General features: G+C 57.1%; 19 protein-coding genes. 17 read left to right on the forward strand and 2 right to left on the reverse strand.

The window, feature by feature from the left end:
* The first annotated feature begins 37 nt into the window (after window positions 1–37).
* The 10 genes from Q9R35_RS00270 (at window position 38) to Q9R35_RS00315 (ending at window position 11,160) form a co-directional block, all read left to right on the forward strand.
* Window positions 38–1,513, forward strand: coding sequence for an NAD-dependent succinate-semialdehyde dehydrogenase (locus Q9R35_RS00270; RefSeq protein WP_063691185.1), 1,476 nt, complete (start codon window positions 38–40; stop codon window positions 1,511–1,513).
* A gap of 100 nt (window positions 1,514–1,613) precedes the next feature.
* The gene (locus Q9R35_RS00275) at window positions 1,614–2,912 is read left to right on the forward strand and encodes an ABC transporter substrate-binding protein (protein WP_042487257.1); all 1,299 of its coding nucleotides are present in this window, start codon (window positions 1,614–1,616) and stop codon (window positions 2,910–2,912) included.
* A 173-nt stretch (window positions 2,913–3,085) separates the two neighbouring features.
* Window positions 3,086–3,982, forward strand: coding sequence for a branched-chain amino acid ABC transporter permease (locus tag Q9R35_RS00280; RefSeq protein WP_035272061.1), 897 nt, complete (start codon window positions 3,086–3,088; stop codon window positions 3,980–3,982).
* Window positions 3,979–4,965 carry a branched-chain amino acid ABC transporter permease gene (locus Q9R35_RS00285; protein ID WP_311219157.1) on the forward strand — a complete coding sequence of 329 codons (987 nt, stop codon included), beginning with the start codon at window positions 3,979–3,981 and terminating at the stop codon, window positions 4,963–4,965. The genes Q9R35_RS00280 and Q9R35_RS00285 overlap by 4 nt, the downstream gene beginning before the upstream one ends.
* A complete protein-coding gene (locus Q9R35_RS00290) occupies window positions 4,962–5,711 on the forward strand; it encodes an ABC transporter ATP-binding protein (RefSeq protein WP_009459230.1) in 750 nt (249 codons plus the stop codon). Before Q9R35_RS00285 ends, Q9R35_RS00290 begins: the two co-directional genes overlap by 4 nt.
* Window positions 5,701–6,363 carry an ATP-binding cassette domain-containing protein gene (locus Q9R35_RS00295; protein WP_311219158.1) on the forward strand — a complete coding sequence of 221 codons (663 nt, stop codon included), beginning with the start codon at window positions 5,701–5,703 and terminating at the stop codon, window positions 6,361–6,363. The genes Q9R35_RS00290 and Q9R35_RS00295 overlap by 11 nt, the downstream gene beginning before the upstream one ends.
* A gap of 11 nt (window positions 6,364–6,374) precedes the next feature.
* Window positions 6,375–7,529, forward strand: a complete 1,155-nt coding sequence (locus Q9R35_RS00300; protein ID WP_311219159.1) for an iron-containing alcohol dehydrogenase — start codon at window positions 6,375–6,377, stop codon at window positions 7,527–7,529.
* A gap of 314 nt (window positions 7,530–7,843) precedes the next feature.
* Window positions 7,844–8,518 (forward strand): hypothetical protein, encoded by a 675-nt coding sequence (locus Q9R35_RS00305; RefSeq protein WP_311219160.1) that lies wholly within the window; start codon window positions 7,844–7,846, stop codon window positions 8,516–8,518.
* Entirely contained in the window at window positions 8,511–9,215 is a 705-nt protein-coding gene (locus tag Q9R35_RS00310; RefSeq protein WP_311219161.1) for an RES family NAD+ phosphorylase, read from the forward strand. Before Q9R35_RS00305 ends, Q9R35_RS00310 begins: the two co-directional genes overlap by 8 nt.
* Before the next feature lie 193 nt (window positions 9,216–9,408).
* Window positions 9,409–11,160 (forward strand): DUF4153 domain-containing protein, encoded by a 1,752-nt coding sequence (locus Q9R35_RS00315; RefSeq protein ID WP_311219162.1) that lies wholly within the window; start codon window positions 9,409–9,411, stop codon window positions 11,158–11,160.
* Window positions 11,161–11,211: 51 nt separating this feature from the next.
* Here the strand turns inward: Q9R35_RS00315 and Q9R35_RS00320 are convergent, their stop codons facing one another.
* Complete coding sequence (locus Q9R35_RS00320; protein WP_311219163.1) at window positions 11,212–12,114, reverse strand: alpha/beta hydrolase; 903 nt, start codon at window positions 12,112–12,114, stop codon at window positions 11,212–11,214.
* 481 nt (window positions 12,115–12,595) lie between these two features.
* Here Q9R35_RS00320 and Q9R35_RS00325 point away from each other — a divergent pair, with 481 nt between their 5' ends.
* The 3 genes from Q9R35_RS00325 (at window position 12,596) to Q9R35_RS00335 (ending at window position 17,168) form a co-directional block, all read left to right on the forward strand.
* Window positions 12,596–13,540, forward strand: a complete 945-nt coding sequence (locus tag Q9R35_RS00325) for a helix-turn-helix transcriptional regulator (protein ID WP_311219164.1) — start codon at window positions 12,596–12,598, stop codon at window positions 13,538–13,540.
* A gap of 147 nt (window positions 13,541–13,687) precedes the next feature.
* On the forward strand, window positions 13,688–14,863 hold the full coding sequence (locus Q9R35_RS00330) for a multidrug effflux MFS transporter (RefSeq protein ID WP_311219447.1): 1,176 nt from the start codon (window positions 13,688–13,690) through the stop codon (window positions 14,861–14,863).
* Window positions 14,864–14,969: 106 nt separating this feature from the next.
* Entirely contained in the window at window positions 14,970–17,168 is a 2,199-nt protein-coding gene (locus tag Q9R35_RS00335) for a TonB-dependent siderophore receptor (RefSeq protein ID WP_311219165.1), read from the forward strand.
* A 173-nt stretch (window positions 17,169–17,341) separates the two neighbouring features.
* Here the strand turns inward: Q9R35_RS00335 and Q9R35_RS00340 are convergent, their stop codons facing one another.
* Window positions 17,342–17,866 carry a DinB family protein gene (locus Q9R35_RS00340; RefSeq protein WP_311219166.1) on the reverse strand — a complete coding sequence of 175 codons (525 nt, stop codon included), beginning with the start codon at window positions 17,864–17,866 and terminating at the stop codon, window positions 17,342–17,344.
* Between the two features lie 199 nt (window positions 17,867–18,065).
* On the opposite strand from Q9R35_RS00340, the gene Q9R35_RS00345 reads away from it, so the two are divergent.
* The 4 genes from Q9R35_RS00345 to Q9R35_RS00360 are packed head-to-tail and all read left to right on the forward strand — an operon-like array spanning window position 18,066 to window position 22,917.
* Entirely contained in the window at window positions 18,066–18,665 is a 600-nt protein-coding gene (locus tag Q9R35_RS00345) for a TetR/AcrR family transcriptional regulator (RefSeq protein ID WP_042487299.1), read from the forward strand.
* The gene (locus Q9R35_RS00350; RefSeq protein WP_311219167.1) at window positions 18,662–20,314 is read left to right on the forward strand and encodes an MFS transporter; all 1,653 of its coding nucleotides are present in this window, start codon (window positions 18,662–18,664) and stop codon (window positions 20,312–20,314) included. The genes Q9R35_RS00345 and Q9R35_RS00350 overlap by 4 nt, the downstream gene beginning before the upstream one ends.
* Before the next feature lie 15 nt (window positions 20,315–20,329).
* Window positions 20,330–21,511: an HlyD family secretion protein gene (locus Q9R35_RS00355; RefSeq protein WP_311219168.1), complete on the forward strand. Its 1,182-nt coding sequence runs from the start codon at window positions 20,330–20,332 to the stop codon at window positions 21,509–21,511.
* Between the two features lie 26 nt (window positions 21,512–21,537).
* Window positions 21,538–22,917, forward strand: a complete 1,380-nt coding sequence (locus Q9R35_RS00360; protein WP_260466881.1) for an efflux transporter outer membrane subunit — start codon at window positions 21,538–21,540, stop codon at window positions 22,915–22,917.
* The last annotated feature ends 75 nt before the right edge of the window (window positions 22,918–22,992 follow it).

Consider the following 22,992-nt stretch of genomic DNA (forward strand, 5'->3'; position numbering starts at 1 on the left):
CTATCAAGTTCACTATAAGAGAAACAGGTTCAGCATAATGAACAATATCGCGGCATCATTGATTAGCAAACTGAAGGATCCCAGCCTGGCAAAAGATCAGTCCTGGACCGCTCAGGGTTGGGTCAGCGCAGGTGATGGCAATACATTTGCCGTTCTTAATCCTGCTACGGGCGAGTGCCTGGCCAATGTCGCCAGCCTGGCCACGAAAGAAATTGAAGCGGTCATCAGCGATGCTGAAGTGGCTCAGCGCGAATGGAAGGCTCGCAGTGGGCACGAGCGTGCCAAGCTGTTGCGCGCCTGGTTCGATGCCTTGGTTGCCAACGCAGACGATCTGGCCACCATCATGACCATGGAGCAGGGCAAGCCCTGGGCCGAGGCGCGTGGTGAAGTGCTGTACGCCGCTTCCTTTGTGGAATGGTTCAGCGAAGAAGCCAAGCGCGTATATGGCGACGTGGTCGGACACCCCCAGGCGGATAAACGCATTGTGGTGGTCAAGCAGCCCGTTGGTGTGTGTGCGGCCATCACTCCCTGGAACTTCCCTGCGGCCATGATTACCCGCAAGGTGGCTCCTGCTCTGGCCGCCGGTTGCAGCATTATTGTTCGTCCTGCCGACCTGACTCCTTTGACCGCCCTGGCCCTGGCCGTACTGGCCGAGCGCGTCGGTATCCCCGCTGGCGTGTTCCAGCTGGTGACCGGTCAATCTCGTGTGGTGGGTGCTGCCCTGACGGAAAGCCCCATTGTGCGCAAGCTGTCCTTTACCGGCTCGACCGAAGTGGGTCGTTTGCTGATGGCGCAATGTGCTCCCACCATCAAGCGCCTGTCCCTGGAACTGGGTGGCAACGCACCGTTCATCGTGTTTGACGATGCTGACCTAGATGCCGCCATTGAAGGCGCCATGGCCTCCAAGTACCGCAACAGCGGCCAGACTTGCGTGTGTGCCAACCGCTTCCTGGTGCAAGACGGTATTTACGATCGCTTTGCCAAGGCATTGAGCGAACGTGTTGCGGCCCTGAAAGTGGGCAACGGCATGGAAGAGGGCGTGGAACAAGGTCCGCTGATCGAACAAAAAGCCGTCAACCGTCTACGCGAATTGATTGATGATGCCGTCGAGCACGGTGCCAGCGTTCTGCAAGGTGGCCAGCCTCATCCTCTGGGCGGTACGTACTTCTCACCCACCGTGTTGGGTGATGCAACACCGGCCATGCGCGTGGCTCGTGAAGAATTGTTTGGCCCTGTGGCGCCTTTGTTCCGCTTCAAGGATGAAGCCGAAGCGATCGCGATGGCCAATGACACCGAATATGGTCTTGCTGCCTACCTGTTCACCCGCGACAACGCACGTGCCTGGCGCATGGGCGAAGCGCTGGAATACGGCATGGTCGGCGTCAATACCGGTTTGATTTCCAACGAAGTGGCTCCGTTTGGTGGCGTCAAGCAATCCGGTCTGGGGCGCGAAGGCTCCCGTTACGGAATCGATGAATACCTGGAAATCAAATACATGTGCCAGCAGCTGTAAGTTGATACATGCCCGCGCCCAGCGCAGCGAAGGGGGCCGCTCTTATAGAGAGAGCGCCCCATCAGCAGAACCCCACAATAAGCTAAATAAAGGAGACGCTATGTCTATCCTGTCTGCAACCCCACGAAAATTGACTTTGGCCCTGACACTGGCCACCGCTGGCATCATGGCTAGCACGACTGCCACCGCTGATGATGTCAAACCCATCAAGATTGGTGTGGTGACTTTCTTGTCCGGCGCTGCTTCCGGTCCGTTTGGCGTGCCTGCCAAGAACGCCGCTGAACTGACGGCTGCCCAATTGAATGAAGGTAAAGTACCTGCCCCTTACAACACCAAGGGTCTGGGTGGCGCACCGATTGAACTGGTCTTTATCGACGAGAACGGCGGCACGGCCAAACAGGTTAGCGAATACCGCAACCTGGTTCAGCAACAGAACGTGGACATCGTGGTTGGCTACATCTCCTCGGGCGATTGCCTGGCCGTCGCCCCCGTTGCTGAAGAGCTGAAAAAACTGACGCTGATTTTCGACTGCGGCACACCGCGCCTGTTTGAAGATGCCAGCTACAAATACGTGTTCCGTCCTGTGGCCCACGCCACCATGGACAACGTGGCGGCTGCCCGCTTTGTGTTGGAGCGCAACCCCGAGCTGAAAAGCTACGCTGGTATCAACCAGAACTACGCCTGGGGCCAGGACGCCTGGCACGACTTTGAAGGCACGCTGCAAGCCCTCAAACCCGGTGTAGAAGCCAAGACTTCGCAAATGCCTAAACTGGGCGCCGGTCAGTACAACGCTGAAATCTCGTCCTTGATGGCCGCCCGTCCTGAAGTGATTCACTCCAGCTTCTGGGGTGGCGATCTGGAAGGCTTCGTGGTGCAGGCTCTGCCACGTGGTCTGTTCCGCAACACCCTGACCGTGCTGACCGCTGGTGAAACCGCGACACACCGTGCCAACAACCAGATTCCTACCGGCACCATCATCGGTGCTCGCGGCCCACACGCTGCTTTCGCTCCTGACAATGAATTGAACCGTTGGTTGCGTGCCAGCTACCGCGAGCAATTCAATGCCGATCCTAGCTACCCATCCTACAAGATGACGCAAACCCTGCTGGGTCTGAAAGCCGCTTACGAAAAAGCCCAGGCTGCCAACGAAGGCAAAGCGCCTTCCACCGAACAAGTGATCAGCGCCTTTGAGCACCTGACTTTCGAGAGCCCATCGGGTGACGTGACCATGTCCCTGGGTAAAGGTCACCAGGCTGTTCAAGGTACGACCTTGGGCGTGGTGAAAAACGATAAAGGCGTGATCAGCTACACCGACTTGCGTCACTTCAAACCCGAAGAAGTCACTCCTCCCGAAGGCGTGAAGTCCATCGACTGGATCAAGGGCGGTTTGAAGCACTAAGTTGAGCAAGCGTCCCGCAAGGGACGCTGCCCTGAAAATCCGGGCATGCAAGATCTTGTTTTGCATGTCCGGTTTTTACCGCTAGGCCACTCCCAGGTAAAAGCTTCTCCCATAAGGGGAAGCGAACCGACGGCGTGGTGGCATTTTTTATTCCATTTCCACAGAAACCGACTATGTCTCTTCTTTCTGCTGCCCTAATAGATGGCATCATGTACGCCGCCTGGCTGTTTCTGGTCGCGGTCGGACTCACGCTGATCTATGGTGTGATGAAGATCCTGAACATGGCCCACGGCAGCCTCTATACCATTGGCGCCTATACCGCCGTCACCATGGTGACGCAGTGGCTCTCCACCGATCAAAGCCCTTATGGCAGCTATCTGATGCTGATCCTGGCCGCGGTTATCGCTGGTCTGGTCCTGGGGCTTGTCATTGAATATGGCTTGCTGCGCTTCTTCTACCAGGAAGAACCTGTTGTCTCTTTGCTGATTACCTATGCGGTCTTCCTGATTCTGGAAGATACCGTCAAGCTGGTCTGGGGCGTGGATCCTTATGTGATCGCCGAACCTTACGGTCTGTTGGGTAACGTCGAATTCGGCGACCTGTTCTACCCCACCTACAGCTTTGTGATTGTTGTTGCTGCCATTCTGGCTGGCCTGTTCCTGACCTTGTTCCTGAAGTATTCGCGTCAGGGCCGCATCCTGCTGGCCGTGATTCATGACCGCGAAGTCAGCCAGGCCATGGGCATTAACGTGCAACGCTACTTCCTGCTGACCTTTATTGCAGGCGCCACGCTGGCCGCCCTGGGTGGTGCGCTGACCGCTCCTACTATTTCTGTTGCTCCCGGCATGGGTGTCGAGGTCATTGTGATGGCCTTCGCCGTGGTCGTGATCGGTGGTCTGGGTTCCTTGCCCGGTGCCGCTCTTGGGGCCGTGATTGTTGGCCTGGTGCGCTCCTTTGCCGTGCATTACTGGCCCGAAATCGAACTTTTCTCCATCTACGCGGTAATGGCACTGGTGTTGGCCGTCCGTCCTAAAGGATTGTTTGCTGCTGCCGAGGCCCGAAAGATATGAACAAGACCAACATTACGCTTAAGCAGGGCATGATTGCCCTGGTCATTACGGTGGCCGCCCTGATTGTGGGCTTTGGCTTGCCATCCTGGCAGTTCCTGATCACGGTGGCATTGGCCAAGGGCCTGGTTGCCCTGGGCGTGGTGCTCCTGCTGCGCTCGGGCCTGGCTTCCTTTGGCCAGGGTCTGTACTACTGCATCGGCGCCTATGGTGTCGGTATGGCCATGAACTACCTGGACTGGCGTGAAACCCTCATCCTGCTGCCATTTGCCGCTGCGTGCGCGGCGCTGCTGGCCTGGGTGCTGGGTTTCCTGTTGGCTCGCTACCGCGATATTTTCTTTGCCATGCTCAGCCTGGCTCTGTCCATGATCATGTACGGCCTGCTGGTGCGTAACCCCAGCCTGGGCGGCAGTGACGGCTTTAACGTGCACGCGCCTTCCTTCATGTGGGGGGCCTTTGCTGAAACCCTGTCGCGTCCCGGCGTGTTTGTCCTGACCGTGGTGCTGGTGGGTTTTGTGCTGTGGGCCATGCAAGGCTTTCTGCGCAGCCGTGCTGGTCGTCTGGGACCTGCAATCAAGGACAATGAAATCCGCGTTGAATATCTGGGTGCTTCGGCTTATCGCAATATTCATCTGAGCTATGTGCTGGCTGCGGCTCTGGCCGGTCTGGGCGGTGCCCTGTCCTCGCTGAGCATCGGTCACGTGGACCCTGAACTGGCGTTCTGGACTACCTCGGGCGAGTTCATCTTTATTGCTGTGCTGGGCGGTACTCGTAATGCTTACGCGCCTTTCCTGGGTGCCTTGAGCCTGGAACTGATTCGCACCCTGGCTTACCAATACGCGCCTAATACTTGGCAGATCGTGATGGGTGTCAGCATGTTGGCCCTGATTGTTTTCTTGCCAGGTGGCCTGATCAGTATCCTGAACCGCCGCAACAAGGCGGCTAACACCACCGATTCTTCTTCACCGACAGGGGCCCGCTCATGAGTCAGTCACCCTTGATTTCCGCTAAAGGTTTGTGCAAGCAGTTTGGCGCTGTCCACGCTGCACGCGATATGACCGTTGATATCCATGCGCAAACCATTACGGGCCTGATCGGTACCAATGGCGCAGGTAAAACCACTTTCGTGAACATGTTGACCGGCTACATGAAGCCGGACTCCGGCAATATCTTTTTTGCCGGTCGCGAGATCACGGGTTTGCCACCACGGGAAGTGACCCGTATGGGTATCGCCCGTTCTTTCCAGATTCCGCAGCTGTTTACCTCGCTGAACGCTCTGGAGAACGTGGAAATTGCCCTGGGCGTGGCCAAGCAGCCCTTGTCCGAAGCCAGTGCGATCCTGGAGCGTTTCGGTCTGAGCGCCTTCGCCCAGTCCCAGGCAGGCACCTTGCCTGAAGGGATTCGCAAGCTGCTGGACATTGCGCTGGCCATGGTGGCCCAGCCTAAAGTGCTGTTGCTGGACGAGCCCACCAGTGGCGTGGCCAGTGACGAGAAATTTGAAGTGATGGACCGCGTCATGAAAGTGGTCCGTGATGCGGGTGTGACGGTTCTGTTTGTGGAGCACGATATGGAAATCGTGCGTCGCTACAGCGATCGCGTGCTGGCTTTCTACGACGGCACCATTTTGGCCAACGGCACTCCTGATGAAGTGCTGGCCCATGAGCAGGTTCGTGAATACATCATCGGCGAGCCGGTGGGACGCAATAAACAGGAGGCCGATAATGCTGCTTGATGTCAAAAATCTGGATGTACGTATTGGCCCAACCAGCATTCTGCGCCAGGTAAACCTGCAAGTGCGCCAAGGTCAGATCGTGGGTCTGGCCGGTCGTAACGGCGCGGGTAAAACCACGCTGATGCGTACCGTGATGGGTTTGCTGGCCGTGGACAATGGCTCGGTCATGTTTGATGGTCAGGAACTGACCAAGATGCCTGCGTACCGTCGCACCAGCCTGGGTATGGGTTTTGCCCCCGAGGATCGCAAACTGATCCCCGAGCTGAGCGTGGAAGAGAACATCCGCCTGCCCGCCTGGGCCCTGAAATCCCAGGATATTGAAGAGCGTCTGGAACGTGTCTGGCGCATCATCCCTGAATTGAAAGTATTCGGCCCACGCCGCGCCCTGCAACTGTCGGGTGGTCAGCAGAAGCTGGTCGCGATTGGCCGTGCCTTGATGACCGCCGATAAGCTGCTTTTGCTGGACGAGCCTTTTGAAGGTGTCGCTCCTGCGCTGTCCAAGCGTATTGCAGAAGTGGTGGGCGAATTGAGCAAAGAGGGCTTCAGTGCTTTGTTGTCCGGTGCTGACTTGCAGCACGCAGGCAACGTGATTGATTACACCTACCGGATGGACCGCGGCCGTATCGAAGTACCGCAGCCCGCCATACCATAAGGAGCAAGCCCATGTCGGCATTCGAGTTCAGAACCACCCCCGCTATTTATGTTGAAAGCGGAGCCGCTGCCCGGCTCGGTCAGATCCTGCGCAAGCGCTTCTCGCAAGAGCGTGTTTGTCTGGTGACCGACCGATTCCTGCACGAAAGCGGCTTGCTGGATCCTGCCCTGGCTGATCTGAAAGCCAACGGCTGGACCGTGCAAGTGATTGATGATGTTATTGCCGATCCTCCAGAGCACATTGTTTTGCAGGCAACTGAGCGCGCTCGTCAGGCCAGGACGGAAATCGTCGTCGGCCTGGGTGGCGGTTCGTCCATGGACGTGGCCAAATTGTTGGCCGTCCTGCTGGCATCCGACCAGCCTCTGCAAGAGATGTACGGCATTGATAATGTGCGCGGCTCGCGCCTGCCCTTGGTGCAGATCCCGACCACGGCGGGAACAGGCTCGGAAGTGACGCCTATTTCCATCGTGACCACCGGCGAAACCACCAAATCCGGCGTGGTGGCTCCCGAGCTGTACGCAGACCTGGCCATTCTGGACTCGGAACTGACATTGGGCCTGCCTCCCCGTATTACGGCGGCGACCGGTATTGATGCCATGGTGCACGCCATCGAGGCCTACACCAGCCGTGTCCTGAAAAACCCGCTTTCGGACAACCTGGCCAAACAAGCCTTGCGTCTGATTGGTGGCAAGCTGGTGCACGTTTGTCGTAACGGCAAGGATGCCGCCGCACGTCAGGACATCCTGCTGGGTGCGACCTTGGCTGGCCAGGCCTTTGCGAACGCCCCCGTGGGTGCTGTACACGCCTTGGCTTACCCGATCGGTGGTATTTTCCACGTGCCACATGGCTTGTCGAACTCGCTGGTGCTGCCACACGTTCTGCGCTTCAACGCTCCGGCCGCCGCTCCGCTGTATGCCGAACTGGCTGAAGTGCTGATCCCCGGCATCCAGGGTGATGAGACCTCCAAGACCGAAGCCTTCATCAACTTCATGGAACAGATCGCCATTGATACCGGCATCGAGCGTCAACTGCGCGAAGTCGGCATCAAGGAAAGCGACCTGCGCCGTATGGCCCAGGAAGCCATGAAACAAACCCGTCTGCTGGGCAACAACCCCCGCGACGTGACCGAAGACGACGCCTTCGCTATTTACAGCGCTGCGTTCTGATAGACCGCTAACAGCGGAAACCTTTTTGCCTGAGTCTGGTGCTGTGCCGGCTCAGGCTTTTTTTTGCCTGCGAAATGGTGGTAGCGACGCTAATAGAGAGTGTGTGTGGAGGTCAGGAGGGAATAGGTGAGAGCCATGATGTTTCGATTTCTGCGTTAGGCGGCAGGATAACGGTGCTGTGTCTGCTTGATGAGTGTCAGAACGAACGAGCAGGTCGTACTTTGGGATGGGCTGGTTGTACTAGTCGTGATTTTTTGGGTTATGAGGGTTATGGTATTATTAATCATCATAAATAACCTTCAAGGAGTATATCCATGAGCGTCCTGGTAAGTAGTCCCAGTGTCTCGACCTTGGTGGGTACGCCCAAAGAGGTTAAGGCTCGCTTGGGCCGTTCGCAGGCCGAGCAGGTGCTGGTGCTGGCTTTCGATCACATCAAGCCCGCCGCTTTCAAGGCTTTGGCCGAGAACTTCACCAATGTGGCCTCGTCCATGTTCGAGGTCTTGCAGGAGCGGCAGGACAAGGAGTCGCTGGAGCGTCTGGCTGAAGTGCTGGTGCCCCGCACGCCACCATCGCCCCGTCTGCTGAAAGAAGCCGCCATGCTGGTTCAGGCCCGCACCGCGGTGCTGGAAAGCGGGGATTGGCTTAGCGCTGCTGATGTGGCGCAACTGACGGGCTTAAGCACCCGCAACCCTAGCGCCCAGCCTAATAAGTGGAAGAAGCAGGGGCAGATTTTTGCCATTAACCATGGTGGTGCGGATTACTTTCCTGGCTATGGCCTGGACCCGGCTACCAGCTTCCGTCCTGCCAAACCATTGGCTCAGGTTCTGGAGATTCTGGCCGGGCATAAAGATAGCTGGGGCATGGCCTACTGGTTCATGTCCAGCAACAGCTTTTTGGGTGGCAAGCGGCCGCAGGACTTGTTGATGTCTGCACCGGAAAAGGTCATTGCCGCTGCTCAAGACGAAGTACAAGCCGTGGCTCATGGCTAAGCCAGCGTCGCCCGCGGCCGCTGATAAAAAGCACATTCCGCAGGAGGGGGGATCGGCAATCTCCGCTCCAGGTGGTGAGCTGCGTTTGACCTTGATGGAGTGGCCCAAAGGGCAGTTATTGCATCGCGTTCATCAAGATAAGTATTTGGCGACCCAGTTCAACCCAGGTATGCAGGGCAATGCCCGTTTCAGTCCAATTCAGGATGAGAAGGGCAGGGCCATTCCCACCTTGTACGGTGGCACCAGCCGCGATTGCGCCATGATGGAAACCGTCTTTCATGACGTGCCGCACGCCGCTGGCTTTAAAAGTTATGACAAGAAAAAGCTGCTGGGGCAAGTGCATTCCACCGTGCTGCTGAATGCGCCTTTGGTTCTGGTCGATCTGGCCAGTGTCCCGCTAAGGAAACTGGGTGTGACACGCAAGCAGCTGATCGACACCGAAAAAGATCAGTATCCGGCAACCCGTTTGTGGGCTGCTGCGATTTATCGGCAATGTCCGCAGGCTCAAGGCTTATGCTGGGTGTCCCGGCAGGATGATTCGGCACGGGCCATGATGCTCTTTGGGGATCGCATTGCCAAAAGCGCCTTGAAGCCTCAAGGCCCATCCCACAGCTTGAGCGAAGACCCGGCCAGCTACGATGCCGTGCTGGATCTGGCTGAACGGATCGGGATGCTGATCGTTCCAGGTCGCGTGTAAGCCGCCCATATTTCAGACCTAACGTCTGCTTACAAGAGCAGTTCTGTCCGGGACAGAGAGTGGGCCCTTCAGCGTACTAAACTAGCCGGGTTTCGCAGGGCATGACATGGCTTATCACCCTATGTCCTGACGCCGTCAGCAATGGTGTTCTTCCATCTGCTGTCATTGTTGAATCGATTGCTTTTTACTCTCCATGACCGCGATCTCACTTTCTTCCTTACAAAACCGGCGGACGCTGACTTTATGTCTGGCCGGTGCAGTGCTGGGCCTGCTTGAATGGGTGGCCTTCAGTAATCTGATGATGGCGCCCGCGCCGCGTGAGCATATCTGGGTGTCCTTGCTGTTGGCGGTGGGAATCTTTGGGGTGGCCTCTTTCACCTTGCTGATGCACATTTCTGTGCGCAAGGCCTTGTTGGTGTCCCTGGGTTTGGGGGTGGCTAGTGCAGCGCTGATCCTGCAGGCGCAAGGGGGATATGCAGAGGTCGCCCTTTTTTGGCGAGCCCCGCAGATGTGGGTGGCAATGGGGCTGCTGGCGACCATTACTCTGCCGTTTCTTGCCATTCTGGTAGAGCATCCACGGGACTGGGCTGATTACCGTCGCTTGTTCGAGCTTAGCTGGTCCATGGTGTGTTCCTGGGCGGTGGCCCTGTTCTTCTGCGGCCTGGCCTGGGGCGTGCTGATGGCGTGCCATATGCTGCTCAGCTTTGTCGGCATTCCCCTTTTGGGGGATGTGCTGCTGGAGCCTACGGTTGCGGCTGTGGTGTCAGGTGCTTTGGTAGGAGCAGGTCTGGCGCTTGCTTCGGACTCGGATGGCGGCTATCTGTCTCCGATTCTCTTGCTGAAGCTGCTGCGTTTGCTGACCCCGGTTTTGCTGGTGGTGATGGTGGTGTTCATCGTGGCCTTGCCCTGGCGCACGGGTGACGGTCTGCCACTGGCCGCCTTGTGTGTGGCGGCCGTTCTGGGGGCCTCGACTCTGGTGTCTTCTGTTGTTGCGGACGAGGACACGAATGCCAGCGCCACACCGTTGTTGCGCGCTTCGGCCCGTTTGCTGGGCTTTGTCATGCCCGTGCTGGCAGGCGTTGCCTTGTGGGCGATAGGGGAGCGGGTTGCTCAATATGGTTGGACCCCAATTCGTGTTCTGGTAACGACGGCAGCGCTGGTGGCGGCGGGCTATGGTTTGAGCTACTTCTGGGCTTCCTGCCACCCTCAAAACTGGATGGCGCGAGTACGTCGCTCCAATGTGGGGATGGCGTTGGTTCTGATTGTGCTGGCCATTATCTGGCTGCTGCGCATTGGCTCTCCCGAAGCGATTTCGGCGGCTTCGCAAGTGGCTCGGCTGGAGGCCGGTACCTTAAGCGCGGATGACTTCCCGGATACGGAAATGAGAATGTATTGGGGACTGCCAGGGCAGAGGGCCATGGACTATGTGGTCGAGAAAAACCTGTTGCTTAGCAGGTCCGAGGAAGGGTCTGAAGAAGCTGTGCCGGATCAGGAGCTGGAAGTCTGGAACATAGGTGAGGACAAAGCGCGGCAGATGCTCTTGAGCTCCTTGCCCAGCTCCCCGGCTGATCATCCTTTGCGTCAGTCTTTTATCGAAACCTATCCAGGCTGGGATATTGCTTATCTGGCCAAGGCTTGCGAGACTCGAACGCCGGGTGATCATGCCGGTTGCTTGCTGGTATTTGTGGATTTGTTGCCGGACGAGGCTGGAGACGAAGCAATTGTTCTGTCGGTCAACAATCCCATGAATATGGGTGCTGTGTTTGTGCAGACAGCAGAAGGGGGCTGGGAGAAGGCGACAGGTTTCACGCCCGGCTTGTCTCTGGACAATATGGGCGACGTTATTGATGGCATTCATGCCAAGGGAGCGGTGATTGAACCCGCTCCTTTCAATGTATTGACCTTGCCCGATGGCGGCTTTGTGGGGGCGGCTCAGCGCCCTTGATGGCAGGGCGCTGAGGTGGTGCTCAGAGGTGATGCTTTCGGTTCGAAGGCATCACGGCTGGGCCGCAATTCGCAGGGCGGGTTTCAAGGAGGCGGCCAGCATCTGCCCGTGGTTCAGTTCGCTGAAGTTCTCGTAGCTGACGTTCAGCCCGGCCTCTTGCAAATGCTTGGCCATATCCTGTGTGGACCATTGTGCCGCGGCATTACTCATGGATGTACTGCGGCGCTGTCCGCCGACCATGATGGCGATCTGCTTGTCCTTGGCCCGCGTCGTATCAAACGCCTGAGCCGTCTTGACCAGAATCCCGTCGTACCACCACAGGGAAGGGTCACCGGCTACGTAACGCTGGTACAGATCAGGATGGGTGAACAGGGTGTGCAAGGTGAACAGGCCGCCATAAGAGTGGCCCCACAGGGTCTGGCGGGAGCGATCAATAGGCTCGCGTTCTTCCACGGCTGGCTTGATGTGCGTTTCTATATAGTCCAGAAAAATATCCGCACCGCCCCCTGAACGACCCCGTACTTCCACCGGCTTGCTGACGCCGTTTTCCGTGACCGGAGGCGTGTAGTCGAAGGAGCGGGCAATCACATCGTGACGCGCTTCGGTGTCGTAGCCAATGGCAACCAGTACTGGCGCAGACAGGGCGCTGATGGCTTTCAGGTCGTCCACGTCAATACTGGCCATGGCGGCATTGCCATCCACCATATAAATCACCGGATGACCGCGTGCGGGGGCGGGGCGGTTCGGGGTGCCTATCTGTACTTTGTAGTGTCGCTTGCCGTCTTCCGAGGACATGAGCAGTGTCTCGAAGCGGTACAGGCTTTGTTGCTGGTCCACGATGGTGGGCCCCACCGATTCGTTCCAGGGACGTGTGTTTTGTTGGGCTTGGGTAGGAAGCGTGCAGGCCAGACAGAGTGTGGCGGCACTGAGCAGAAAGCGGGGCAGGGAGGTCATTATCAAATTGTAGGGCGATAAGGTAAGTTGATAATGATTATTATTACATCCTACGGCCTCTGTAGTGACGAATCAATTTATACAGCTGGTAAGCCGCGATGCTACTAAAGAGCAACGCGGGGACAGACCAGACTGCTCCTCCACTGATCAGGTTGCTACCATCAGGCCCATAGCAGCTTGAAGAAGCGGCTTGAATGCAGTCGCGATACTGGTAATAGCGTTCGTAAAATAGCCACCAGAAAAAGAGAGCAGCGATGGTATGGATCATAAATTTCATGCTGGTTCAGCGTACAGAGACAGGCTTGCCTGCCAGTCTATCCTGCTAGCGCAGGTTTCATGACGGTAAGGGTAGAAATATGAAGCCGCCATATAATTGAGAATGTATGCTATTCTCATGTGGCCTATTTCACCTTTTCCCGCCATCCGCGCCATTAAAGAATTATTTGCGGACCTGGCTCGGGCTGCTTGCTCCCACACTCCTATGATCAGATTTACGGTATCGGATTTTGACCGACTCGGTAGTCCGACGGGTTTTCGCTATTGCTTGCCCGATTACAACGGTCCCAAGCAGGACATGGAGCAGGTTTGTATTGCCGAAGGGCGGGTGCAGGAATACGAGGTCCGGCCCGGCATGAAGATGGTGCTTTCAGACATCATCACTCACCACCAATACGAGGCGACCTCTTTGGCCGCGCCGCAGTTCTCGGCCATCGTCATATTGCAGGGACGGGCGCAGACTCAGCTCGCCAGCCAAAATACGGTCGGCATGATGGCCCAAACTGGGGCCACCATTGCACATGCTGACGCGGTGGCCATGACAGGAACTCATCCTGCTGGGCAGCGTCTGCGTGGCTTAAACATCACTGTACATACGCCTGACAGCTTGGCTGACTCGCCGTTGGGGGAGATGCTGGCCAACGTCATGGGTTCTTCGCGGATACGATTGCAACGCTGGGCGGTGCCCCCGCATTTGTTGACCGCGATCGATCAGTTGATAGACAGCCCCTGGCAGGGCACCTTGCACAATCTGTTGTTGGAGGGAGTCAGCTTGCAAGTGCTGGCGCATGCGCTGGATGGCCTGGCCCGAGAAACAGAAGGCGATTCTCCTGTCTCCGCACGCGACCGGCAATTGCTGGAACGTGTCAGAGAGCGCCTCTACCATTCGCCCGGCGAGGATCACACCTTGGCAGATCTGGCCAAACTGGCCTGCATGAGTCCCAGCACCTTACGGGTGAAGTTTCAGGCGGTCTATCAATGCTCGGTATTTGCTTGGCTGCGTGAGCGCAGGCTGGAACTGGCCCGAGAGTATCTGGCGCAAGGCTGGAGCGTACAGCAGGCGGCACATTATGTAGGCTATCGCCATGCCACCAACTTCGCCACGGCATTCCGTGAGCGCTACGGTATCTCACCCAGCGAGTTGAACTAGGCTGTCCCGTCATTGCCCAAAGCTCTTCAGGCATTGCGCATTCCCTGACGACGATTACGTCGGTCATGCTGAAAGACCCTGCCCCTTGGGGGCCGCTTCTTTTTGTATGTGACTGTGCCGCCTTTCCTGCTTCCGCCGTATCCCTTGATGGTTTTGATGTTGGGCCTGCTCGCCTGCGTGGCACCGGCCACCATTGATGCCTATTTACCTGCATTTAGCGCTCTGGAACAGGAGTTCAGTGTGCCGCCACAAAGCGTGCAGCAGACTCTGGGCGTGTACATGTCTGCCTATGCGGCCATGTTGTTATTACACGGTACCTTGTCAGATGCCTGGGGCCGCAAGCCGGTGGTGTTAGCCTCACTGCTGGTTTATGTGGCAGGTTCAGTGATGGCCGCCGTGGCACCCAGTTTCTCCTTCTTGTTGGCGGGCCGTGTCCTGCAAGGCTTGTCTGCCGGAGCGGGTCTGGTGATCGGGCAGGCCATGGTGCGTGACTGCTATGAAGGGCAGCAGGCGCAGCGCACATTTTCTTATATCGTGCTGGTGTTCAATGTCTCGCCCGCGCTGGCGCCGATTGTGGGCGGGCAGTTGATCGCCCATCTGGGCTGGCGCTCCGTGTTCTGGATGCTGGCCGTATTGGCCGCGCTGGCTGCTTGCCTGTGCGCCCTGCGCCTGCCAGAGACCTTGCCGCCGTCCAGACGCCAGCCTTTGGTCTGGTCGCAGTTGCGGGTCGAGCTATGGTTTTTGCTGCGCAATATCCCTTTTATGGGGATGAGCCTGGCTTTGAGCTTGTTGATCGGTGCCCAGGCATTTTTGATTGGCGCCGCGCCTGACTTCATCACCCATACCTTGAAGCTGCCCGAGACCGCGTTTGCTGCCTTGTTCGTGCCCTTGGTGATTGGGGCCAGCGCGGGAGCCTTGGCCTCGGCTCTGCTCTCCCGACGTTGGGAAGCGCGCAAGCTGATTACTTGTGCCTATGGCTTGATGCTGGGGAGCTGCCTGGCCTATGTCGCCTACCTGGCACGTGCTGCAGAACCCGCGTTGCTGTGGGCGGTCGGGTTGCCGGCATTCTTTGCCGCCGGGCTGGCCATGTTGTTTCCCGTGATGACCATGCAGGTCTTGGCGCAGGTTTCCGCACGCTCGGGGCTGGCGGCTTCCTTGCTGGGGTTTTGTCAGATGGCTACCTTTTCCCTGGTCAGTGGCTGGTGCGTGCCTTGGGTCTACGGGCAGCCTGTGCGTATGGCGGCCGCGATGCTGTTGGCCGTTGTTGCCAGCCTTGCAGCTTGGCTTTGGCTGCAAAAGCGTGCAGATCGGGTCGTTTCATAGGCAGGACTGATGTTTGGCATAGCGTTTTTGCGTTTATGAATACATCGCTACGAAGCATGAAGATGATAATTATTCGCATCTAAAACCTTTGCTGAGATCCACCTTCATGTCTGCCGTTTCTTCCAGCTCTGCTCGCCTGCGAGTGCGTTTGCTGACACCTCTTACTCGTTCCGCCATGTTGCTGGCGGCGGCGGGCAGCCCGGTCTGGGCGCAGGACAAGGCTCCTGATCAATCCCCTGTGGAGCTTTCCACGATTACGGTCAAAGGCAATCGAGATCCGGGAGTGACCGAAACCAGCCAGTCCTACACCACCAAGGCAATGAGCACGGCCACGGGTTTGTCACTGTCCATTCGTGAAACACCGCAATCGGTCAGCGTGGTGACCCGCCAGATGATGGAAGATCGCGGTATGCAGACAACGGCCGATGCCCTGCAAAGCGCACCGGGTATTTCTGTGACGCGCAGCGATACCAACCGTTATTCCTTTTCTTCGCGTGGTTTTGGCATCGATAACTATCAGTTTGATGGCTGGACCCAGCCGGTGCTCTCGCCCTGGGCCTTTGGTGAAAGCAATCTGGACCTGGTGGTGTTTGATCGGGTTGAAGTGGTACGCGGTGCGACGGGTTTGATGACGGGGGCGGGTAGCCCATCGGCCTCGGTCAACTATGTACGCAAGCGTCCCTTGCGTGATTTTGCGGCATCGGGGGGCGTGGACGTAGGCAGCTGGGACTTTGCCCGTGGCTATGCTGATGTTTCCACGCCCATTACCGAAGATGGACGTATTCGCGGACGTATTGTGGGGGCTTATGGCAAGGCCAATAGCTACACCAGTTTGCAGGACACGAAGACGCGCACCTTGTATGGCGTGATTACGGCTGACCTGATGCCCGGCATGGAGTTGACCGGTGGAGTGGCCTATCAGTCAAGTTCGAACAATGGCTTTGGCAGTGGTTTTCCGCTGTTCTATAGCGATGGCTCGCGTACGGGCTTCAAGCGCTCTGTTTCTAACAATACGGACTGGTCGCGTATCGAGAATGACACCACTACAGGTTTTCTGGATTTGAGCCATCAGTTTGCCAATGACTTGAAGCTGCGTCTGACTTATAACCAGTCACACACCGATGCGTCCATGAAGCAGATTTTCCGGGGCGGCTACCCGGATCGGGAAACCGGCTTGGGTACGGCCAACTCCTATTCCTATTACAAAGGGGACGTGCGTCGCAAGGCATTCAATGCCTCCTTGTCCGGCCCCTTCGAGCTGTTCGGTAAGGAGCATGAGTTTTCGGTGGGCTGGATGATGTCCCAGGACCGCGTCTCCTTCCCGCAGTATCGCGCCCTGGCACCGTTGCCCGATGCGGGCAGTTTTTATCAGCCGGGTCGCGTGCCCGAACCCATGTGGTCAGGCGAGCCTTCCCAAGCGGATGACATGAACAACAGGCAGTCCGGTGCCTATGCCGTGGGGCGTTTCGCCTTGATGGATAATCTGCGCTTGATGGTAGGTGGACGCTTGAGTAACTGGGAGACGGACCAGACCTACTTCGGTGCCAAACGCCAGTATCGCAACCGCAATGAGTTCATCCCTTATGCCGGCCTGATCTACGACTTTGACGACACTTACACGGCTTACGCCAGCTATACGGAAATCTTCAAACCGCAGAACGCCCGCAACGAACAGGGTGATCTTCTGGCTCCCATCACGGGTAAAAGCTACGAACTGGGCTTGAAGGCCGCCTGGCTGGATGGCCGCTTGAATGGGGCGGTATCCGTGTTCCAGACTCGCCAGGACAATCTGGCCGAAGCCACTGGCAATAACGTGATCGGCGCGCCGCCCAATACCCCCGCCTATCGCCCCGTGTCAGGAGCCAAGGTAGAAGGTATCGAACTGGAGCTGGGCGGGGAGTTGATGCCCGGTTGGAACCTGGCCAGCAGCTTGACGACCTTCACGGCCAAGGATGCACAAGGTAAACCCATCAACACCAGCAAGCCACGTACTTTGTTCAAGCTCTACACCACCTATCGTTTGCAGGGCGATTGGCAAGGGCTGACAGTGGGTGGTGGTATCGACTGGCAAAACCGCATGTACCAGGATGCGACCGCACCGGGCCGTAAAGTGGTCAAGGTAGAGCAGGGCAGCTATGCCATCGTCAACCTGATGGCGCGTTATGACTTCAACAAGCGCATGTCCGCCACGCTGAACGTGAACAACCTGTTCGACAAGAAGTACTACTCGCAGATCGGGTTTTATAACCAGGGCTGGTATGGGGCGCCCCAGAACGTGATGCTGTCCTTGCGGGCGCAGTATTAAGAGGGGAAGGTGCAGGCAGTAGAGCCTGATGCAAAAGCCTGCTGGTGATCACAAGCAGGCTTTTTTTTGGGTGCGGATATGTCGTTTGCTGTATATCGGACATAGAGATCTTGTAGCCCTGGAGCTACAAGAACAGCGCTAACGGTCTGCTTTGAGGCCTGCGGGCTACAAACTCAGGACACCAAAGCCAATAAATCAGTCACCCCAATATCGACACCTGCCTGATACAACAAAGTGCTGGCCTGACCGCGATGGTGAGTCTGGTGATTAAAAAAGTGCGTCACCAGAAGCGCAAAATCCTTCTCCATACTCTGGCCCGCCATATTGCTATAGCGCAGCGTTTGGTCCAGCTGTTCGGGTGTCAGAGTGGCCGCCCAATCAATAATGATCAGGTCCAGCTTGTGACGGTACTGATCCAGTTCCATCAAGGTGTCGAACAGTTGCTGGTCCAGTGCATGTGGTTTGGCCAACACTCCGATTTCTTCGCGCAAGACGTGGGCATCAGGATGCTGGGCAAAGCGATGCAGCCAGACGGTGTCCCCAACTGCAATATGCATCATGGTCTTGAACAGCGAACCAAAGAAGGCCCCGCGTTCCTGATGCAAGTCCTGCGCTGAAAGGCTCGCCGCCGCATCGTAAAGACGTTGGTTCATTTGGCTGTTGTACGAGGCCATGCGGATGGCTGTTTGGGGTGTCATGGTGTGTGCGATGAGTGCTGGCTGTTCTATAGAGATGCCGTTGACTATTTTTTTGCGATTGGGCGTAGCGGTACGATAGCAGACTGAATGTTGTTTCAAGCCTTCCTCCACTTTTATTTCATATATGGAATATCGTTTCTTACAGCTTTTTTAGCTTGATGCCTTTTTAAGCGGACAAAACTGTCCGTATAATTTCGGAATGAAAAACCGGAATTTACCTAATCGTTCTGATGCCTTGGAACGCCGGGAACTGTTGCTGGATGCGGCCAATACGGTCTTTAGCAAGTGTGGTGTCACGGCTCCTTTGGATCAGGTCGTGTCGCAGGCGGGGGTGGGGCGGGCAACGCTGTATCGCAATTTCCCTGATCGGGCTGCCTTGATGGAGGCGTTGCTGATACGGGCAGCAGACCGGATTGAAGAGCGCTTCTTAAGCAAGCGCAAAGGCAATCCCCAGGACTTCAAGGTCTTGATGCAGGTACTGGCAGGGTTCGCGCTGGAGTCGGCTCCCATGTCGGATTACTGGAAGGCGATTGACCCCAATCACCCCACCATTGTGGGGGTGCGCGCACGGTTGGTTGATCTGGCGCGCGAACCCTTGGCAATGGGGCAGGCCGCCGGGCAGTGCAACCCGGCGTTGCAGCCCACCGATATTCCCTTGTTGATTGGCATGCTGGCCGCCAGCTTGCGGGGGCGCACGGACAAGGAAAGGCTGCTGTTTGTAAAACGCTCGTTGAAGTTCTTGTGTGAAGGCGTGTTGTTGCAGGTCGACCGTAATGCTCCTGATTGGGAGCCTGAATGAGTCAGTACATCAAGCCGCATCCACATTGGGAAGACCATGAAAAGCCCTTCATGCCGGGCTCGCCATCGGCCCCTCACCACGAATCGCATATACGCGTGGCCTATGGTCTGGTCGCGATTCTGGTTGGTTTGACAGGCGGTTTGGGCAATGCTTTGGTGTCGGTGAATTTGCCGACCCTGCAAGGGGAATTGGGATTGACGCCTTCCGAGGCTGCCTGGTTACCTGCTGCCTATGCCATGGTCAATATCACCGCCAATCTGCTGGTGTTCAAGTTCAGGCAGCAATATGGCATGCGCCTGTTTGCCGAGATCGGTCTGGGTTTGTATGCCGTTCTGGCCTTGCTGCACTTGTCCATTAATAGTGCTGAATCACTGATTTTTCTGCGTGGTGCCAGTGGGTTTTCTGGTGCGGCAGCCAGCACCCTGGGCGTCTTGTACATGCTGCAAGCTTTCCCCAGACGCCTGTTAGGCAAGGCTTTGGTGCTGGGGGTAAGTATTACGCAAATGGCTACGCCCTTGGCCTGGGTGCTGTCGCCGTCCTTGATAGAGCTGGGGAATTGGCACGGCCTGTACAGCTTTGAAGCGGGCATGGCCTTGTGTTCCTTTGCGGCCGTGGTGCTGCTGAAGTTGCCCCCCGGCTATCAGATCAAGGCATTTGAAAAACTGGACTTCCTGGCCTTCGCCTTGTTCGCACCGGCTGCCGGTTTGCTGATCGCATTTTTGACGCAAGGCTACATCCGCTGGTGGTTCAACGACACCAGCCTGGCCTGGATGGCGATGGCGTCCTTGTTCCTGTTCACCGTCTGCTCGTTTCTGGAGTATCACCGCGTCAATCCTTTGCTGAAGGTGCGCTGGCTGGCGCAGGGCTCGACCATTTACTTTGCCGTTGGCGCCATGATTCTGCGCTTCATCACAACCGAGCAGAATTACGGCATGGTCAATATGTTGCGCTCTTTGGGCATGGGCTCGGAGCAGATGCAGTCTTTGTTCTGGGTGGTGTTCGTGGGCATTGTGTGTGGCATTGTGCTTAGCGCCATCACCTTTGGGCCCAAGACGATTCTGGTACAGGTGTTTGCCGCGATTTTGCTGATTGGTGTCTCCAGCTTCATGGACTTTGGGCGTACCAGCCTGGACCGCCCGCAGGATTTTTTCTATAGCCAGTTTGTGCTGTCCATTGGCGCGGGCATGTTCATGGGGCCCTTGGTGATGATTGGTTTCAAACAAGCCTTCAAGTATGGCCCCGACCATATCGTGACTTTTATTGTGCTGCTCAATGTCACTCAGACTTTGGGCGGCTTGATGGGCACTGCCACGTTGAGCACCTTTCAGCAGCAGCGCCAGCAGCATCATTACGCGGCCATTGTCAGCCATGTGAATGTGGCTGAGCCTTTGGTGGCCAATCGCCTGAAACAGCAGCAACAGGCTGTAGGGTCAACGGTGACCGATCCGATGTTGAGGGCGGCGACGGGCACGGCCCAGCTGGCGCAGATTGCTCGCCGCGAGGCCAGCGTCCGGGCTTACAACGATGTTTTTCTGTTGATTGGCATTCTGGCGACGGGCTTTCTGTTGTGGCCCGTGTTGCTGGCCGCTGGCCCGGCTATTCAGTCCAGACGAGCGCAAGCCGCTGCTGGTACTTCTTCGAATTCTTAAACCTAGTCCGTATTTATGAGTCAAGACACTTCATCTGAAAATCAGGATCGCAATAGTGAGCTTGCCGCACCGACAGACTCGGATAACGATGGCAAGCTGGGTCCAAGCAATGCTCCTTCTACACCTCCCAAGGTCATCAAGCCCAGCAAACGCAGTGTGATTGCGATGGCGTTTGTGTTGCTGGCTGGTGCGCTGTTGATCTTGTGGGCATGGAATCTGGGGCCCTTCAACACCACTCGCGTCACCACTGACAACGCTTATGTGCGAGGGCAAATGACGGTACTGGCGCCGCAGGTAAGCGGTTATGTGTCCGAAGTCCTGGTACAGGACTTTGAACGAGTCAAGGCAGGCCAGCCTTTGGTGCGTATCGACGACCGCATCTATAAAGAAAAACTGAACCAGGCACAGGCCCAGCTGGATGCGGCTTTGGCGGAACTGGCGAACCTGGATCAAGCCCAGGCACAAAACCGTGCCAGTCTGGATGCTCGCAAGGCGGCTCTGGTGTCCGCTCAGGCTGAAGCCCGACGTTCCGAGGCAGATCGAAATCGGGCCAGGGAATTGGCAAACAAGGGGTCGATTTCGGTACGAGAGCGAGATCAGGCGGTGGCGACCGCCGAGCTGGGGCGCGGCAATATGCTGCAAGCCAAGGCGAACATTGCGATTGCCGAAGAAACCATCAAGTCCACCGAGGTGGCTCGGGCGACCTTGCAGGCCAAGGTGAAATCCGCTGAAGCCGCCTTGGGTTTGGCTCGCATCGATATGGATAATACCGTGGTGACCGCGCCTGCAGCCGGTCAGGTCAGCGAAGCGTCCGTGCGTCAGGGGCAGTATGTGACGGCAGGTTCGCAGCTGCTGTTTCTGGTGCCGGATACTCGGTGGGTGGTGGCAAATTTCAAGGAAACGCAGACGGCGGGTATTCATGTGGGCCAGCTGGCACGATTTACCGTGGATGGTCTGGACGGCGCAGAGTTTCAGGGCCACGTAGAGCGCATTGCCCCGGCCACGGGCTCCGAGTTTTCCGTGCTGCGTGCGGATAATGCCAGTGGCAACTTCACCAAGGTTGTTCAGCGCCTTCCCGTGCGAATTGCTATCGATGCGGATCAGCCGGATATGGAGCGTTTGCGTCCCGGCATGTCCGTGATTGCCAAGGTGGACACGTCAGACAAGTCTGATCCGCAAAACCAGGGGCATGAATAATGATCCTGTCAGCAAGAACGTATGGCATGGCTTTATTAAGTGGGGCAGTGCTGTTGTCTGGCTGCATGCCTGCCTACCGAGCCGCACCCGAGCAGGCGCAGGTCACCACGCCATCCGGGTGGATAGGCACTTCCTCTGAAGGTACCGTTGTTGATTCGGCCTGGTGGACAGCCTTCAACGATCCTGGCTTGAGTGCAGTTGTGGAAGCCGCCCTGGCACGTAATAACGATATCTTGAGTGCCGCGACTCGTATCGAGCAGGCCAGGGCAGCCGTGCAGCTGGCGGATTCGTCCTTGGGGCCCTCCTTGTCTTTTGACACGGGCGCACATGCTGAGCGGGCACTGGGGCCAAGCGGTATGGCAATCAGCCGTGCTGTGCAGCCTGCCGTGCAATTGAATTGGGAGCTGGATTTATGGGGGCGTTTGAGTTCGCAGGCGAAAGCGGCTGAACTCAAACTGTCCGCCACGCAGGCGGATTACGATGCGATTGCCTTGAGTGTGGCCTCCGAGACAGCCCGTACCTATATTGCCTTGTTGGGTTTGAACGCGCAGTTGCAACAAGCCAAGGCCACTTCTACATCCCGGACGGAAGCCTTGCGCCTGGCGCAGGAAAAGTTTGAGGCGGGCTATATCTCTCAGCTGGAATTGACCCAGGCCCAGTCCGAGCTGGAAGCGGTAGAGCAGCATATTCCGCAGCTGGAACTGGCGATTAGCCGTCATCACAACGCCTTGCGCCTCTTGTCCGGGGAGTTGCCTGCGGCTTATGAGCAGAACGCCCGTTCAAGCCTGTCGGCGTTGGTACTGCCTGCGCCGGGGGCGGGTTTGCCTTCCGAATTGCTGCGCCGCCGCCCTGATATTGCGCGAGCTGAGCTGGGTTTGGCTTCCAAGGACGCGTCCTTGGAAGCCAGTCGAGCCGCCTTTCTACCGCAGGTTTCCTTGTCGGCGCGGGCCGGGGCTTTATATGTCAGTGCCTTGAGTTATGACCCGACCAAGATCTGGAGTCTGGGTGGCAGCATTCTGGCCCCTATTTTTGATCGTGGCCGTTTGCAGGCGCAGTTTGACTCAGCCACTGCCCAGCGTGACGAGGCGGCTTTTGCGTATCGCGGCGTCGTGTTGACGGCTTTCTCGGAAGTCGAAAATGCCTTGGCGGGTCAAGGTCGCTTTGCGGAAGAATTAAGCCACGTAACGGCGCGTCGGGATGTCTTGAAGCGTTCCTTGGAACACGCCCGCAATCGCTATGAAGCTGGTTACGCCTCTTATCTTGAACAGCTGGATGCGCAGCGTAATCTGTACGAGGCAGAAAACCAGGTCATCGCCGTACGGGAAAGTCAGTTGCAGAACATGGTGGATCTGTACAAGGCGCTGGGCGGTGGTTGGGATTATGAAATGGCGATGAAGCGGGAGTAACTTGAACGGGACGGTAGAGGGGCTCCGTCAGGTGGGGTACGTGTGTTCTTGGGATGATGCCAGAGACCTGAACCT

It is taken from the genome of Alcaligenes sp. AB3, assembly GCF_031844565.1.
GTDB classification, from domain to species: domain Bacteria; phylum Pseudomonadota; class Gammaproteobacteria; order Burkholderiales; family Burkholderiaceae_B; genus Alcaligenes; species Alcaligenes faecalis.